This window comes from Brevibacillus fortis (assembly GCF_003013395.1).
Lineage (GTDB): Bacteria > Bacillota > Bacilli > Brevibacillales > Brevibacillaceae > Brevibacillus > Brevibacillus fortis.
This window is the reverse complement of sequence record NZ_PXZM01000011.1, coordinates 108,310-124,447: the sequence shown is the minus strand read 5'-3', so window position 1 is coordinate 124,447 and position 16,138 is coordinate 108,310. Positions and strand designations below refer to the sequence as shown.

The window sequence follows — 16,138 nt, the reverse complement described above, 5'->3', positions numbered from 1 at the left end:
TTTTCCAAAAGAGGTTGTTAAGAAAAGAGGGAAAATGCATGAAACGTGAACGATCCGCGCAACTGCACGAGCAAGCACTCGACGTCATTCTAGGTGGGGTAAACAGCCCTTCCCGCTCTTTCAAGGCTGTAGGCGGTGGAGCACCCGTAACGATGGAACGTGCCCAGGGCGCGTATTTCTGGGACGTGGACGGCAATCGATATATTGACTATTTAGCAGCATATGGCCCAATTATTACTGGCCATGCACATCCACATGTGACCAAAGCGATTTGTGAAGCAGCTACCAACGGAACCCTTTACGGTACTCCGACTCCATGGGAAATTACCTTCGCAAACATGATTCGTGAAGCGATCCCTTCGATGGAGCGTATCAGATTCAACAACTCCGGTACAGAAGCAGTCATGACCTGCATTCGTGTAGCACGAGCCTATACTGGTCGTGTCAAAATCATCAAATTCGCGGGCTGCTACCACGGCCACTCTGATTTGGTGCTCGTTGCAGCTGGCTCTGGGCCATCCACCTTGGGGATTCCAGACAGTGCGGGTATTCCACAGAGCATTGCCAGCGAAGTCATTACGGTACCTTTTAATAATGTCCAAGCATTCGCAGAAGCTATGAGCAAATGGGGAAGCGAAACGGCTTGCGTCCTCGTTGAGCCGATTGTCGGCAACTTCGGTATCGTCGCACCTGAGCCTGGCTTCTTGGAAGAGGTTAACCGCATCACGCACGAAGCAGGCGCACTTGTCGTATACGATGAAGTGATTACAGCCTTCCGCTTCTGCTATGGCGGAGCTCAAAACCTCCTCGGAGTCGAGCCTGATCTGACTGCATTGGGCAAAATTATCGGTGGAGGCCTGCCAATCGGCGCTTACGGCGGTCGTCGGGAAATCATGGAGCAAGTCGCCCCACTCGGACCTGCGTATCAAGCAGGAACAATGGCTGGTAATCCTGCCTCCATCCGTGCGGGAATTGCCTGCCTGGAAGTATTGAAGCAGCCGGGCGTGTACGATGAATTCGAACGATTGGGCGCAATGCTTGCGAACGGAATCATCGAAGCCGCAAACAAACACGGCGTAACCATCCAGCTCAATCGTGTAAAAGGGGCATTGGCTGTTTACTTCACGGACGAGCCTGTTTCCGATTATGATGCAGCACAGAAAGCGAACGGAGAAATTTTTGCCCGCTTCTTCCAGCTGATGCTGAATGAAGGTGTATGCCTGGCACCATCCAAATATGAAGCTTGGTTCGTGACTACAGCTCATACAGAAGAAGACATTCAGTTCACCATCGCTGCTGTAGACCGCGCCTTTTCTCAACTGTAAACCATTCCCACGTCCATTCGCATCCGCCTAAGGAAATAATAAGCCTGTTCGTGATTATGTTTTCGAGGAGGATATTCCGGTGTCCAAAGGTGAAAAATCATATCCACAGGCTCCTGAAAAGACGTTGGATTCCAAAATGAGCAGTAAAATGCTCGAAGTGACCGGCTTTCAAAACCCGCGAAAAACCGAGCATCACAAAACTCAAAATCACGACAGATAAAAAGCATGGAAACAGACACGTTCCCAATCATGATGATGAGGAATGTGTCTGTTTTTTTCGCATGCAGCGACATTGTCAATAATGGTCAGAGATTGTACAATAAAATAGTGAAACTGTCATAGGACTTATTCGTATACATGAATATGGGACAGAATGAATTAGTAAGGTTACATGAATGACTTAGCAACAATTCGTTTTCATAGATTACAACGAGGAGTGAGTGTAGAATGTTTTTCCATCCTATGGATTTCTTGATTCTGATTGCATTCGGACTGTCGCTCTGGGCACAGTTTCGCGTAAAAGGGACTTTTAACAAATTCGCCGAGGTTCCTACCTCCTCCGGTCTTACCGGTGCAGAGGCCGCCCGCCGCATGCTCGATGCCAACGGCTTGACGAACGTTCCTGTTCAACATATCCCAGGTACATTGACTGACCACTACGACCCGACTGACCGTGTCGTACGTCTGTCTGATCCTGTATACTTTGGCAATTCGATTGCCTCTCTGTCCGTTGCTTGTCACGAGGTCGGCCATGCGATTCAGCACAAGGTCTCGTACCCGATGCTAGTAGCACGCCATCGTATTTTTCCAGTAGTCAACCTGGTGTCCGGTGTAGCGCCATTGCTGCTGTTGGCTGGTTTCTTCTTTAAAATGGCTGGACTCTTGCTCATCGGGATTATCTTCTTCTCCGGAGCGGTTGCCTTCCAGCTCGTCACACTGCCTGTCGAGTTTAACGCAAGTAGCCGTGCGAAAGAACTGATGCTCAAAATGGGCTTTATCCGCAACGAAGAAGAGCGTGGCGCAAGCAAAGTACTGGGCGCAGCCGCTCTGACGTACGTAGCTGCTGCTCTGATTTCTGTCCTGGAGCTGGCGAAATACATCATGATCTTCCGCAGCTCGGACGACTAAACCGTTAATCGAAACTGCAAAGGTACAGCTCTCTTGCATGGGAGGCTGTACCTTTTTTCATTTGGCTACGTTACAATGAGACGGGGGGTTTTCCACATGCGAATTGGAATCATTGGATTAGGCAGTATGGGACAAATGCTGGTGAAATCACTCTGTAAAAGCGGTGTGATCCAGCCCGAGCATATAACCGTCTTCAATCGAACGAGAGAAAAAGCGGAAAATCTGCAAGCAGCACATGGCATTCTCATAGCCGAAAGTGCGCAAGAGGTGTGCGACCAGGCAAGTCTGGTCTTTCTCTGCACAAAGCCGCTGGATATCCTGCCTGTTCTGCGTGAGTTGTCTATCCCTGCAAGTGTACATATTGTTTCTGTGGCAGCAGGTGTGAGCATCGATGATTTGGAAACCGTCCACGCTGGTGCCGTGAGTAAGGTAATTCCTACAGTCACTTCGCAAGAGCTGCATGGTGTATCGTTATTTACATGTAGCAGTAAAACAAGTGCAGAGGATCGCAATGAGCTTCTCACTCTCCTGTCTTCCATTAGTCAATCACAGGAAGTATCCGAGGTCGAGATCGAAACAGCGACGATCCTCACCAGCAGCGCACCAGGACTGATGGCAGGCATTCTTGATTCGTTCGCGCAGGCAGCCGTACGCAAAACACCAGAGCTTGACCTGGATACTGCCAGAAGCATGTTGGTGGAAACGATGCTAGGAACAGCTCTTTTGTTAATAAACGAACAGCTTAGCTTCGACCAGCTGATCGAGCGTGTTGCAACCAAAGGTGGCATTACCGAGGAAGGCTTGCGTGTTCTTGATAAGACTCTTCCTTCTGGTTTTGACGAGTTGTTTGCGATGACAGAATCCAAGCACGCTGCTTTGAAGATACTTGTCCAACAACAAATAAAAGCATAAATCGCGGATAGGAGAACAAGACGATGATCATCGGTTGGATTGGTTTGGGTAACATGGGCATTCCAATGGCTAGCAATCTACTGGCTGCAGGTTACGACGTGCGAGTCTGGAATCGTACACCGGGAAAAGCTGCACCATTGGTGGCATTGGGTGCAAAAGAGACTGCGACTTTGTCCGAGCTGGTAGCACAAAGCGATGTCCTGTTCACCATGGTAAGTGACGATGATGCTGTAAAAGCAATCTATTCGGGCTCAGATGGTCTCCTGAGTCTTCCCGTGCAAGATAAGCTGGCGGTGGACATGAGTACCATTTCACCGGATACTTCCCGTTTTATCGCAGAGCAAGCCAAACAAGCCGGACTGCGCTTTCTCGATGCACCCGTCTCTGGCAGTGTAGGACCTGCAAAAGAAGGGAAGCTCGTCATCATGGTAGGCGGCGAGCTGGCAGATTATGAGATAGCCAAGCCCATGCTGGACAAGCTGGGCAAAGCAGCCTTTTATTTGGGACCAAACGGTGCGGGCACGTCTGCCAAGCTGGCGATCAATCTGTTGCTTGGCATTACGGTACAAGGTGTCTCTGAGACACTGCTGTTCGCTCGCTCACTCGGTATCGGTACAGAGCAAATGCTGGACATCATTTCCGAGAGCGCCGTGGGGACCCCTCTCATTCGCGGAAAAGCGGCCTCGATTCTCGCAGATGATTATCCTGCTGCCTTTGCCCTGAAGCACATGGCTAAGGACCTTCGACTTGCGAACGAAGCAGGCGTCTCTACGCCACTCGCTGAGTCCGTAAATGCGACTTATCGTCATGCGTTAGAAGAAGGATTGGGAGAGTTGGATTTGATGGCGCTCCTGCGTCACCTCGGTGGAAAATAGGTTTCACATTTAGACTGACCCTAATAAATGAAACAGCGGCTACCTAAGATCTGAAAATCAAGGCTTAGACTGGCCGCTGTTTTTTTATTGAACGAATGAAGACCCTTAGCTTAATTGGGCATTCCACTCAGAGCATACACCTATGTTTTACATATATTGCTTACAAAAGGAGGAGATTGGTATGCATCACCCAACGTATTTTCCCAATATGGGTTATCCTGTGTCGCTTCCCTATCCTTATCATCCAAATTTTCAGTATGTACAATACAGTCATCTACTCCCTGTATACGCTGGTAAGACCTTTCGATACGATTATGAAGATGGCAATGTATTTATCATTCATTTCTTTGACTCTACTCATCGGCATGATGTAGGGATTGCTGGACCGCATAAGGGATTCAATGGTTACTACACATTCAATTACGTGGAGATAGCTCCTTGCGTATATTTTATGTATTGGCTGGAAGAAGTCTACACCGTCAGCCAAATTGCGGATTTTAATAGGATGCTGGTCTATACCCATTATACCTATGATGCAAAGGGTGTTCGGAAAAGTCTATTCCATTCTGGTACCATAACCGAACTAGACAGCTTTGCCTCATAATCCGCTAAAGATAACAAAGCGAAAGACCGGAATTGCTTCCGGTCTTTTGTCGTACGATACGCTATTGTTTGGCTTTTAACCACTCATTAAAAATCTTCACTTCCTCTAATGCCCGTAGATCTGACAATACATCACCAGGCTTGTTGCCTTCCCCAATGATATAACCCGCAAATGGCATTCCTACAAAAGAAAACACATACTGAAACTGCTGAATCAGTGGCAGCCCCTTCAATCTGGGCTGGTCTCCGCCAGTCGCAATGACATACGCCTGCTTTTGCCCGAGAGATTCCTTGAAGGAATAGCGCTTGTCACGCAAGCTCTGCGACCAGCGATCCACATAGTTTTTCATATGACCGGACATACCGTACCAATAGATCGGCGTAGAGAAAATCAGAAAATCATGGGAAAGCACCGCTTCTGTCACTTCATCGTAATCATCCACGACTGTATCGAAGCCTCCCTCGTCATGCCTTTGGTCGTGAATCGGGCGAATGTTTTTCTCTCGCAACCGGATGCTGGTATGCGGCACGCCTTCCAAATGCTTCACCAACGCTTCAAACAATGCGTCAGCCTGTCCATATCGCCCAGCTTCGTTCGTATATCATCAAAAAAGGCTGCCTTACCAGTAGAAAAATCTACGGATAAGACAGCCTGCTAGTATTTTAGGTTAAGGAAGCCCCGCTCGTATGCTCCGTTTGCTTTTTGTGCAAGCGCAACGCCAAAAGGAAAGCGACAAGTAACAACCCAGCAGATACATAATAAACAGCCCGGACTCCCTGCCATTCAGCGATAGCCCCCATCGCCAAGGCAGAAGCACCAAAAACGAGTAAATCAATCGTCCCCTTTGCTGACATGACATAAGGTAGTGCTGATTCTTCTGTCACTTGCTGCAAAAGTGTCTGCTTGCTTACATGCATCATTTCCAAAAACGGGCCCAGTGCAAAGGAAAACAACAGTGCCAACAGAGCGTTTGTACTGCTGCCAAAACAAAAGGTGAAGAATCCGACACCTATCGTACCGCAGACGATCCAGCGAAATAAATGGCGTCGCATCCGCTCCGCATACATCAAAAGCAGTGTCCCACCGACAATGGCTCCTTGCATGTAACCAGCATTGATATAGCCCCACCATTCTTCTCCTTGTCCAAGCACATCGAGGACAAATGGCAGCATAATCGCAGCGATCCACACACCCCCGGACAAGCCGATCACGACATCCATCGCGACCAGTAGTCGCAGTACGGGCACGTCGCGAATCGTTTTCCATCCAGTGAGCCAATTTGTTGCCGTCTTAGCTGCCTGTTCTTCACGCAGCTTTTCGCTTGCTGGTGCAATGCCTGTCATCGCGATCGTTGCCACTACGTAGGCACCAACGGTTCCCCACAGAACAATATTCGCTCCCAACCAAGAAACGAGTAACCCGCCTGCTGCCCAGCCAGTAAAATGAACGGTTTGATCCGAGGTGGCAAGCACCCCATTCGCACGCATAAGGTCTTCTCGCCCTACCAAGCGCGGTACCATGGCATTGCGCGCAGGATTTGCCCAGCCATCCATAAAGGCAATGGCTGACCCCAATCCGAACAACAGCCAGATCCACTCTCCATGCTCCCCCACACCGCTGCCGACAGCAAATGAGGCGACAGCCAAGAGTATCGTCTTCAAGCCTTGCGACAGCACGAGCATACCCGACAACGACAATCGCTGAAACACCAACGGGGCCAACACGCTGCTCACAGATTGCGAAGCTACGATGACAACCGGTATAAACGCCGTGTACATGACGGAGCCCGTTGCAGCGTACATGACCGAAATAAACGCGACAATATAAAATACATCCCCAAGGTTGGCCAATGTCTGACCCGCCCAGAGGCAAATAAAGCGTCGATGCCACATGAAGCACACCCTCCTGTCGGTTCAGGACCAGCCTATACGTCCTGATGGAATATGAAGTTATTCACACCGACTCGCCATCACAATGGAGGTGCACCTCTTTTCGCAAAAATTACCTCTTATTCTATTCCAGAATCAGAATGCTGTACAGATTTGTTTCGGAAAAAGCTGTAGTATACCCAGCCTGCGTTAATAAACAAGAAAGCACTCGTCATATAGAAGACTCCACTAATGCTCACATAGCCTGCCAAAAAGCCGCCAATCATCGGGCCGAGCATGCTGCCGATACTGACGAAGCTGTTATTATAGCCGTAGACGCGACTGACCATATGCACTGGTGTTGCTCGTCGCAGCAAAGCATTGACGGATGGAAGCAAACCTCCTAGAGACAAGCCTAACAAAAACCTAAGCGCGACCAATTGCCATACCGTATGTACTAAGCCTTGTGGAATAAAGATGATTGCGGCAGCCAAAAGCGAGAACAACAGCACCTTTTGCGAACCGAACCGATCTCCTAAACGTCCCAGCTGCGGTGAGGCAAAAACGTTTGCGACCCCCATGCATGCTTGGACAATTCCAGCCCAAAGCGCTACCTTTGCCCCTTCTGATCCAACCAATTGCGAAATGTAGATCGGCAACACAGGGATAATGCTAAACAACGCAAACTGGATCATTACGGTTACAAAAAAGAGCGCCGGGAGTTCTTTGGAAGAGAAGATCATCTGAAAATCTTGCCGCAGACTCGACCGTTCCTTTTTTTCAGGTGGAACAAAATTCTCTTTCACCATAAACGTAATGACCAAGGTCGCCAGCAATAATACGCAACCGGTAATCACAAAAATCATCCGAAAGCCAATCTTCTCCGCAAGAACACCGCCAAATAGCGGTCCCATAATGGTTCCGGCCGTAATAAAAGACTGAAGCAACCCCGTTGCCCAGCCAATTCGTTCTTTTGGTACGGATGATGCTACTAATGCGGTGCTGGCAGGGATGATTCCCCCAACGAGTCCATTGAGCAAACGAAGAGCCAACAGCTGCCACAGACTTCCGGCAAAACCGGTCAGTGCCATAGTAATGGACATGAAAAAACCCGAGCGCAAAATCATGATCTTGCGCCCGTGCTTATCCGCCAAATTTCCCCAGATAGGAGAGACCAGGCCAGCCGTCAAAAAGTTGGCTCCAAAAATAATCCCCGCCCAAGCCGTGACCTGATGAGGGTCTTCAATTCCGAAATCCTGCTGAATGTAAAGCGGTAAAAAAGGCATGATCATGCTCATCGCCACCATGACGAAAAACAACGATCCGCAGAGTACATATAAATTACGGCGCCATATCTCCATCGGATTTCCTCCAATCCCATCTGCTTATCCCAGTTGCGGGTCGGATGTACTCCCTAAATCTTGCACACTCCACAGGCCATAGTATACTCCCCTTCTCTCCAGCAATTGCTCGTGCGTACCTTCCTCAACGATTTGTCCCTCTTTCATCACAATGATTTTGTCCGCATGGGTAATCGTCGAAAGTCGGTGGGCCACGATGAGAGTAGTTCTTCCTTTTGCCAATCTGGACAATGACTCCTGAATCGTGTGCTCAGATTCCAAGTCAAGTGCAGACGTCGCTTCATCCAGAATCAGAATCCCCGGATCACGCAGAAAAACACGCGCAATCGCGATTCGCTGCTTTTGCCCGCCCGAGAGCTTCACACCGCGCTCCCCCAGCTCAGTATCGTAACCATTCGGTAATTCACTAATAAAGTCATGGGCATTTGCCGCCTTCGCAGCTGCTTGTACAGCACTGTCATCTGCATCTGGATTGCCCATTAAAATATTCACTTTTGCTGATTCACTAAATAAAATATTATCTTGCTGCACCATCCCGATATGGTGACGCAAATTTTGCTGCTTCACATCGCGGATATCGATGCCATCAATCGTAATTTTCCCTTCTGTCACGTCCCAAAAACGCGGCAGCAAGCTGATCAGCGAAGACTTTCCTCCGCCTGACATCCCGACAATCGCAACCGTTTCACCAGATGAGATGCTCAGATTCACATTGTTCAAGACGAGAGGGCCTTTCTTCCGATAGCGGAAGGACACGTTCTCAAAGCGGATTTCTCCGCGAATGCGTTTGGTTGCAGGGTCTACTGGCAGCTCCCCTGCATTTGGCTTGTCAACGATATCGTACGCTTCATCGATAAACTCAAACATCCGGTCCATCGAGGCAATTGCCTGTGTCAGTACCGTACTGGAATTGACCAAGCGTCGCAGCGGCGTGTACAAGCGATCCAAATAAACATAAAACGCAACCAACGTCCCTACGCTCATGCTCCCGCCAATCACTTGATAGCCAGCATAGGCAATGACCAGGAGCGGTGCGATATCCGTCACCGTATTAATTACAGCAAAAGTTCGCGCATTCCAGCGTGTTTGCGCCAGTGCCTTATCCAAAAACTGATTGTTTTCCTTTGCGAATTCCTTGCTTTCCTGCTTCTCCAAGGCAAAGCTGCGGATGAGCGCCATCCCATTGACGCGTTCGTACAAATACCCTTGCAAACGCGCCAGTGCCGCAGAACGATCCTTGGTTAATTGACGCAAGCGCTTGTAGAAAAATTTGACAGAAATACTGTACAAAGGGAAAACGACAATCGCCACAAGTGTCAGTTCCACATCCATGTAGAGCATGATCGCCAGTGTCAGGATGATCGTAATCAGGTCCAGCCAGAGATTCATCAGTCCCGTTTCCACGAAGCTTTTGGTTGATTCCACATCGTTAATGACGCGGGAGATGACCTCACCGGTCTTGGTATTGTTGTAGTAGCGCATCGACAGTCGCTGCAAATGAGAAAATAATTGATTGCGAATGTCAAACAGGATGCGGCTGGATACCCACTGTGCATAGTACTGCCGAATGTATTCTACAGGAGCACGAACGACTGTAAATAACAAAAAGGCTCCGAGCATCAGCCAAAACAACTGTTTCAGCTTTTCCTCTTGAGGAAGCGGACTCGGCAGCAGGTCATCAATGACGTATTTGATGAGTAGCGGCAGAGCAAGTGGAATCGCAAATTTTATAATACCAATGAATATGGTGCCCAGGATTTGTTTCCAATAGGGCCATACATATGCCAAGTAACGGCGTATGCTCAAGCATCATACCTCCTTTGCAAACAAGGAAATCCCTCCCCCGGTCATTCGGGAAAGGGATTATTCCTCATCATCTCGTACTAAAAGATAACGCTCGTACCAACGTTGGACGAAGCCGCTTTGAAAAGGGCCACGCCGTGCGCTTACCCAATCCAGCACCTCTCGCAATGCTGTCTGCACTCTTTCCACAACAAATGGAGGATAGTTCATCTGTTTGCTGTGCAAAAGAAACTCCTCTTCGTCGAGAATCGAGTACGTCATATCGGGAAACACTTTTACGTCGAGATCATAGTCTATGTAGCTTAGCAGTTGTCCCTTCATGCTGAAGGGAGAACCAATGTTGCAATAATAATAAATACCGTCATCACGAATCATGGCAATGGTATTGAACCACTGGCCTCTACCAAATGTACAAATGGCCGGTTCACGCGTACGCCATTCCCGCCCGTCTGCTTCTGTCACCTTGACCCGATCATTTCCCCCAATCACCACCGCATCACTGGTATGAATCAACGTAGATTTGTCCCATATGCGGTGCAACGAATGGTCATGTTTATAACTTTCTATGCGGATATTGGAGCCCGGAGTTGGTGACATGACTCTCCCCTTTCTTCTCTTCTCTATTTGAATGGGGACAAGCCTCCTTTAAGAAGAGAGCTTTTTGGAAAGTGTAACATATTTTTGTACTTCATAGCCAAGTGAAAGGTAAAACGGAAGGACTTCCGGATTTGATTGATTGACCATGATCAAGACGTTATTGACACCTCGTTGCTTGAAACGCTTTTCAATTGCTTCAACGAGTTCGCGACCAATACCTGAGCCTTGCATCTCTGGAAGTACAGCCAATCTGTAGAAATAGGCACGTGCTCCGTCAATCGTGCCAACCACGACCCCTACAACTGTGCCTTCAATTTCTGCAACCATTACCAGATCGCTGTCCCAAGCCAAATGCTGGGCCAAATCGTTCAATGACTCTTTGTCCGATTGGTCCAACCCCGTCTCCTGCCAAATACGTGTGATAGCCGAATAGTCACCGAGTCGAAACGGACGAATCAGCATGTGTTGCCTCCTTCGTAACCTTCTTCCTCTATTGTACAACACATGGACAACTTTGTCTTGTGTCGCAACACCACAAAGTCTCCAACTCCATACTCCATACTTCATCTCCAATAAATGATTATGTCAAAAGAGAAATACCACCGTCTACAATCAATGTTTGTCCACGAACCATCCACGCTTTGTCGGAGAGCAAGAACATTACCGCATTCGCCAAATCTTCCGGCTCCACAATGCGCCCTGCTGGGGTACGCTCTGCTGAACTACCGAGCAATTCTTCACGATTCGGGAAATACTTGAGTGCATCCGTATCTACCGCTCCGCCAGAAACAGCATTTACAACAATATTATGCGGTGCAAGTTCGACTGCCAAATAACGAGTAATCGCTTCTACAGCTGCCTTCGATACGCCAACCGCTGTATAGTTGTCGAGAACTCGAATGGACCCCAGGCTGGACAAGCTCACGATTTTTCCGCCGTTGCCGCCCTTGATCATTAGTTTTGCCGCTTCTTGCGCACAGAACAACAGCGCCTTGCTGTTAATTTCCATGGTCCAGTCCCAATGGCTTTCCTCCAGCTCCATCAGTGGACGCAGTACACCCGATGCCGCATTGTTCACAAATACATCCAAGCGACCGAATTCCTGGTCAATTTCTTCGAACAACTCTTTGATTTTTGCTACATCCCCTACATTGGCTTTGATCAGATGGACACGAGCACCCTTTGCTTCCAGCTCCGCTGCCGCTTCTCTTGCCGCTGTGCGGTTACGCAAATAGTTCAGCACCAGGTCATAGCCCTGTTCCGCCAATTGAAGCGCAATCGCTTTTCCGATCCCTCGCGTTCCGCCAGTTACCAGTGCTACTTTTTTCGTTGTATTCATAAAAAGATTACCTCCCAAACTGACCAGCTATTAATAGCAGGTACTAATAAATAAAAATCACTTATTCATTATACAACTCCACCTGCGCTTTTTCTACCTGCGGAAAAAATCCCGGCATGACTTGATCCTCTCAACTATAGCCATACTAAGCTCGCGGTATCAGGCAAAACACTACCACAAAAGGAGGAATGGCAGGATGTACATAGGTCGGGAATTGTCCGAATTAACCATGGTGCCACTGGCTGATTGGGAAATGAATGAGCTGCTTTATTACCATCACAGTTTTTCACAACTGGCAGCTTATCTCAGTGCAGAAGGAGCCTCTCTTCACGTCAAAGTCATCCATGAGCTTGAATCCCGTGGGCCAGTGAATGGAGACAGAGGGGGATGGGATCATTCCTCGTCACCTATTTACGATTAAGTAAAAAAAACCGGCTGCTCGTGTATGTAAACACGGCGCCGGGCTTATTTTTAGATACGGAATTTGCCGATCTGGTTTTGCAATTCCTCCGCGAGGTGTTCGAGAGAAACTGCTGAAGAAGCGATCTCTTCCATGGAGGCAAGCTGCTCTTGTGCAGCTGCGGATACACTTTGTGTTCCATCAGACGCTTGCAGTGTCACCTCTGAAATATGACCAATGATCTCAACCACTTGCTGTGCTCTTGTGGAGAAATCACGCGTTGCCTCAGATACCTGACCGATTTTCTCTGCCACTTCATTGACAGCTGACTGAATTTGTTCGAAGGACTGGCCAGCTTCGTTCACTTTTTCAATCCCTTCCGTTACATCACGCTTGCTCTGATCCATGACAATCACAGCATGATTTGTCTCCGCTTGAATCGCGGTGATCAGCTGACTAATTTGTTGTGCCGAGCTTGCAGATTGCTCTGCCAGCTTGCGTACCTCATCGGCCACCACAGCAAAGCCACGTCCATACTCCCCTGCTCTAGCCGCTTCGATTGCCGCATTGAGTGCGAGCAAGTTGGTTTGGTTTGCAATGGCAGTAATCACATCCACAATGTTTCCGATTTCTTGGGAACGCGTGCCCAGATTATCCACGACTTTTGCCAGACTGTGAATCGATTCGCTGGATGCGTTCATTTGCAGCACAGCTGATTGAATGGATTTGTTTCCGGTCACTGCCAAGTCCGATGATTGCTTGGCTGCGGTGAATACATTTTGTGTATGCTCTGCGATCTGACCGATTCTTGCCGACATTTGTTCGACCGCTGCGTTACCCTCTTGCGAATGAGAGACTTGCTGCTCTGTTCCCTCCGCCATTTCTTGCATGGTCTCTGCGATCTGTTCTGTCGCTTTGCTTGTCTGGTCCGCGCTTGCTGAGAGCTGCTCTGCTGAAGAAGCCAACTGCTGAACGGAATCGCTCACAGAGAGGAGCAAGGAACGAAGAGATTCCGCCATATGATTGAAGGCTTTGCCCAACGTCCCCAATTCATCGTCACTCCGTATATCTACTTGTTGTGTCACATCGCCCTGGCTCATTTTTTCAGCTGCTTCTGTCAACATACGCAAAGGCCGGAGTAAGGAGCGCAAAATCACGTAAATGACTCCGCTAGCCACCACCAGCGCTGCTATTATAATCACGAGCATCGTGTAAAAAATCGGATTTGCTGCTTGTGCTGCTTCACTCTCATACATCACGCCTACCAGCTTCCAGCCCGTATTTTCATTAGTAGTAAACACGGCTTGGACGGGATTTCCTTCGTGGAGAAATTGTAAACGCCCAGACTCTTCTGCATATACAGTATCCGCCCAAGACTCTACAACCTCAACACCAGACTCTCCATTTGGATTCACCAACATTTTTCGGTTTTTATCTAAAATTGCCATATATCCTTGGGTACCGATTTTCGCTTGCTTGACCGTCGCGTCCAACGCTGTCAATTGAATATCAATTCCCAGAACACCAGATTTATCTGGCAAGGTCATCGCTATTCCCAACACGACTTTTCCGGTTATGGCATCAATGTACGGGTCTACAATGATGCTTTTCCCTGGCTGCTTCATGGCTGCTATGTACCAATCCCTTTTTCTCGGGTCGAATCCATCCGGAAGCTTTGAATCACTCGCAGTCAGCATGGCTCCAGTCTCGTCCCCGATATACGCTTCACTCACCTCTGGATTTATCGCGAGAAAACGCTGCAATTGCTTTTTCGTGCCCATTTTGGTCTCTTCCAAATTGTCTTGGCGTACAATATCAGAAGCAATCCATTCTACATTCCTTGATTGCTCCAGCAATGTATGATTTAAAAGCTCGTCTATCAGCCGAACATTCTCAGAGGCAGTCGTAAGCAATTCATCTGACAGCTCTGCCTTGGCACTCTGATAAGAGAGCAACCCGAGTAAAAGCATGGGGACCACCAATATCGTGGAAAATGTAGCGATTAGCTTGGATTTTACAGTGAGTCTGGGTGTTTTCATTCGCTAGCATCACCTTTCTGCGTGTCATGATTGTCCTATATTGATACCCGCTATATGCCTAATGATAAACCTTCATTTGCTCACAAAACTGCACATAAGTTTATTCTTTATTATTTTTTATTATATTCAGAATATACTTTCTTCTAGAAATAGGTAAAAAATCGCTTTACAACAAGAAAAAAATGCCATATTCTTAGATTACGTTCCACACACTACTACTACGGAAAGAAAGGAGGCAGCACAATGATGATGATAGCAATGAATCCAAATCCAGCTCTTACTGATCGTCTTGTGAATGTTCTAACTGAATATAGCAGCGCCTCCTGGGTCGACGAATTCCAGTAGTATTCGTACTCTTCAACATTTCCATTTCGTCTAATACCGACCACAGGCGTTGTTGCTTGTGGTCTTTCTATGTCCTCCAAAACGGCATGTCCGTTTTGGTTGCCAGAAGACCGCAGGCTTTCGCCCGTGGTCTTTTTCTTTCTCATCAATTAACATTTTTCTCCTTGAAAGGGGGTGATTGGTAATGGTACTGAACTTTTTTCTTTTCACAGTCAAGATTGAACGCAATAAAGAACAAGCGGAGAAGCTTTTCGCAGAATCTGCTCGCTGTCGCTATCTCGAAGAACGCGCCGAAGAACATGCTATTGAAGCAGCACAATTTGTGAGCCGCATTTAATGGACGAAACACGATTACGTGACTACAGGAGGGATTTTGGTATGAAAAACAAACAACGGCGTCAGATGATGAGGTTTACAGGAGTCAAAGCGATAGATGGCAGCTGACTGCACCAAACTAACGGGATGGGAGGGATACACTCATGTACATTCCAATGATTTTCTTCACAATCATTATTGAGAAACGGAAATTGACACCGAAGCAAATTGAAGCAAAATACATGCAACAGCAAGCGCTGAAACGCATCGAAGAACAAAAGCATCAGATCGTCACACAATTTCCAGAGTTTTTGATTCGATAAAAAGAAGCAGTTTCACAAAGATCATGTCTGCGGGGGCATGATCTTTTTATTTTCCACTGCTCTTCCCCTCTCTCGAAGCTTTATAATGGATTCAAAAGAGAAAAGTGGGGAGTGAAATCATGGAGTATCAAATCGTCTTTTTAGACATTGATGGAACACTCGTCAACGAAGAGAAAATCATACCACCGGATACACTCGAAGCCATTCAAGAGCTGCAAAACAACAAGATCGAGGTCGTCTTAGCAACAGGCAGAGCTCATTATTATTTTGACGAGCTGGCCCAGCAGTGCGGCATCGACTCGTATATTAGTTGCAATGGTGCATATGTCGTCTATCAAGGAAAAACTATTTATGACCGCCCCATCCCGACCAAAACACTCGAACAATTACAGCAGATCGCGGCCCTGCACGACCATCCCATCGTGTTTCAAGGCAGTAAGGCGGGCTTTTCTACCCATAAGCAGCATCCTTATCTGGATTGGACCTTTCAGCAATTGAAGCTTGATTCCCCTGATCAAAATACGGACTTCGCCCATTCTGAAAATATTTATCAAGCGCTGTTGTTTACACCAGATGCACATGAACAACAGTACAGAGAAGAGATTCCCGCTCTCTCGTTTATACGCTGGCATGAGTATTGTATGGATGTTTTTGCGAAAGGCGGTTCAAAGGCACTTGGTATTGAAGCGATCCTCTCGCATATCGGGCTTGCCCCAAGCAAGGCAGTTGCGTTTGGAGACGGTCTGAATGACAAAGAAATGCTCTCTTATGTCGGGATGGGGATCGCGATGGGCAATGCGCATGAAGCTTTGTTGCCGCATGCCAATTACGTAACGAGACACGTCGATGATGGCGGGATATCTCACGGCTTGCGTCACATCGGTCTGATGAAATAAAAGCTGCC

The 16,138-nt window shown here is 47.9% G+C and carries 19 protein-coding genes; 10 read left to right on the top strand and 9 right to left on the bottom strand.

What is annotated here, in order from left to right:
• Nucleotides 1-38: 38 nt before the first annotated feature.
• From C7R93_RS08315 to C7R93_RS08295, 6 genes are all read left to right on the top strand, one after another.
• Entirely contained in the window at nucleotides 39-1,325 is a 1,287-nt protein-coding gene (locus C7R93_RS08315; protein WP_106838382.1) for a glutamate-1-semialdehyde 2,1-aminomutase, read from the top strand.
• A 79-nt stretch (nucleotides 1,326-1,404) separates the two neighbouring features.
• Complete coding sequence (locus C7R93_RS30230; RefSeq protein ID WP_007729817.1) at nucleotides 1,405-1,545, top strand: hypothetical protein; 141 nt, start codon at nucleotides 1,405-1,407, stop codon at nucleotides 1,543-1,545.
• A gap of 227 nt (nucleotides 1,546-1,772) precedes the next feature.
• The gene (locus C7R93_RS08310) at nucleotides 1,773-2,453 is read left to right on the top strand and encodes a zinc metallopeptidase (protein ID WP_048031441.1); all 681 of its coding nucleotides are present in this window, start codon (nucleotides 1,773-1,775) and stop codon (nucleotides 2,451-2,453) included.
• Nucleotides 2,454-2,549: 96 nt separating this feature from the next.
• A complete protein-coding gene (locus tag C7R93_RS08305) occupies nucleotides 2,550-3,365 on the top strand; it encodes a pyrroline-5-carboxylate reductase family protein (RefSeq protein ID WP_106838381.1) in 816 nt (271 codons plus the stop codon).
• Between the two features lie 23 nt (nucleotides 3,366-3,388).
• Nucleotides 3,389-4,240, top strand: coding sequence for an NAD(P)-dependent oxidoreductase (locus C7R93_RS08300; RefSeq protein WP_106838380.1), 852 nt, complete (start codon nucleotides 3,389-3,391; stop codon nucleotides 4,238-4,240).
• A gap of 181 nt (nucleotides 4,241-4,421) precedes the next feature.
• The gene (locus tag C7R93_RS08295) at nucleotides 4,422-4,844 is read left to right on the top strand and encodes a MoaF-related domain-containing protein (protein ID WP_244191475.1); all 423 of its coding nucleotides are present in this window, start codon (nucleotides 4,422-4,424) and stop codon (nucleotides 4,842-4,844) included.
• A 61-nt stretch (nucleotides 4,845-4,905) separates the two neighbouring features.
• On the opposite strand, the gene C7R93_RS08290 is transcribed toward C7R93_RS08295, so the two are convergent.
• The 7 genes from C7R93_RS08290 to fabL all read right to left on the bottom strand — a co-directional run bounded on the left by C7R93_RS08290 (nucleotide 4,906) and on the right by fabL (nucleotide 11,812).
• Nucleotides 4,906-5,406: a flavodoxin family protein gene (locus C7R93_RS08290; RefSeq protein ID WP_106838379.1), complete on the bottom strand. Its 501-nt coding sequence runs from the start codon at nucleotides 5,404-5,406 to the stop codon at nucleotides 4,906-4,908.
• A 100-nt stretch (nucleotides 5,407-5,506) separates the two neighbouring features.
• The gene (locus tag C7R93_RS08285; protein ID WP_106838378.1) at nucleotides 5,507-6,736 is read right to left on the bottom strand and encodes an MFS transporter; all 1,230 of its coding nucleotides are present in this window, start codon (nucleotides 6,734-6,736) and stop codon (nucleotides 5,507-5,509) included.
• Between the two features lie 116 nt (nucleotides 6,737-6,852).
• Entirely contained in the window at nucleotides 6,853-8,073 is a 1,221-nt protein-coding gene (locus tag C7R93_RS08280) for an MFS transporter (RefSeq protein WP_106838377.1), read from the bottom strand.
• Nucleotides 8,074-8,097: 24 nt separating this feature from the next.
• Complete coding sequence (locus tag C7R93_RS08275; protein ID WP_106838376.1) at nucleotides 8,098-9,879, bottom strand: ABC transporter ATP-binding protein; 1,782 nt, start codon at nucleotides 9,877-9,879, stop codon at nucleotides 8,098-8,100.
• 57 nt (nucleotides 9,880-9,936) lie between these two features.
• Nucleotides 9,937-10,473 (bottom strand): DUF402 domain-containing protein, encoded by a 537-nt coding sequence (locus C7R93_RS08270; RefSeq protein ID WP_106838375.1) that lies wholly within the window; start codon nucleotides 10,471-10,473, stop codon nucleotides 9,937-9,939.
• A gap of 48 nt (nucleotides 10,474-10,521) precedes the next feature.
• The gene (locus C7R93_RS08265) at nucleotides 10,522-10,935 is read right to left on the bottom strand and encodes a GNAT family N-acetyltransferase (protein WP_106838374.1); all 414 of its coding nucleotides are present in this window, start codon (nucleotides 10,933-10,935) and stop codon (nucleotides 10,522-10,524) included.
• 118 nt (nucleotides 10,936-11,053) lie between these two features.
• Nucleotides 11,054-11,812, bottom strand: a complete 759-nt coding sequence (fabL, locus tag C7R93_RS08260) for an enoyl-[acyl-carrier-protein] reductase FabL (protein ID WP_106838373.1) — start codon at nucleotides 11,810-11,812, stop codon at nucleotides 11,054-11,056.
• A gap of 196 nt (nucleotides 11,813-12,008) precedes the next feature.
• Here fabL and C7R93_RS08255 point away from each other — a divergent pair, with 196 nt between their 5' ends.
• Entirely contained in the window at nucleotides 12,009-12,233 is a 225-nt protein-coding gene (locus C7R93_RS08255) for a hypothetical protein (protein WP_106838372.1), read from the top strand.
• A 50-nt stretch (nucleotides 12,234-12,283) separates the two neighbouring features.
• Here C7R93_RS08255 and C7R93_RS08250 read toward each other — a convergent pair whose 3' ends face one another.
• Both C7R93_RS08250 and C7R93_RS30225 read right to left on the bottom strand, forming a co-directional pair.
• The gene (locus C7R93_RS08250) at nucleotides 12,284-14,251 is read right to left on the bottom strand and encodes a methyl-accepting chemotaxis protein (protein ID WP_106838371.1); all 1,968 of its coding nucleotides are present in this window, start codon (nucleotides 14,249-14,251) and stop codon (nucleotides 12,284-12,286) included.
• Nucleotides 14,252-14,469: 218 nt separating this feature from the next.
• Nucleotides 14,470-14,745 (bottom strand): hypothetical protein, encoded by a 276-nt coding sequence (locus C7R93_RS30225; protein WP_167402445.1) that lies wholly within the window; start codon nucleotides 14,743-14,745, stop codon nucleotides 14,470-14,472.
• 35 nt (nucleotides 14,746-14,780) lie between these two features.
• Here C7R93_RS30225 and C7R93_RS30220 point away from each other — a divergent pair, with 35 nt between their 5' ends.
• From C7R93_RS30220 to C7R93_RS08240, 3 genes are all read left to right on the top strand, one after another.
• Nucleotides 14,781-14,933 carry a hypothetical protein gene (locus C7R93_RS30220; RefSeq protein ID WP_167402447.1) on the top strand — a complete coding sequence of 51 codons (153 nt, stop codon included), beginning with the start codon at nucleotides 14,781-14,783 and terminating at the stop codon, nucleotides 14,931-14,933.
• 142 nt (nucleotides 14,934-15,075) lie between these two features.
• Nucleotides 15,076-15,234 carry a hypothetical protein gene (locus C7R93_RS08245; RefSeq protein WP_007729792.1) on the top strand — a complete coding sequence of 53 codons (159 nt, stop codon included), beginning with the start codon at nucleotides 15,076-15,078 and terminating at the stop codon, nucleotides 15,232-15,234.
• A 119-nt stretch (nucleotides 15,235-15,353) separates the two neighbouring features.
• A complete protein-coding gene (locus tag C7R93_RS08240; RefSeq protein ID WP_106838370.1) occupies nucleotides 15,354-16,130 on the top strand; it encodes a Cof-type HAD-IIB family hydrolase in 777 nt (258 codons plus the stop codon).
• Nucleotides 16,131-16,138 lie beyond the last annotated feature (8 nt).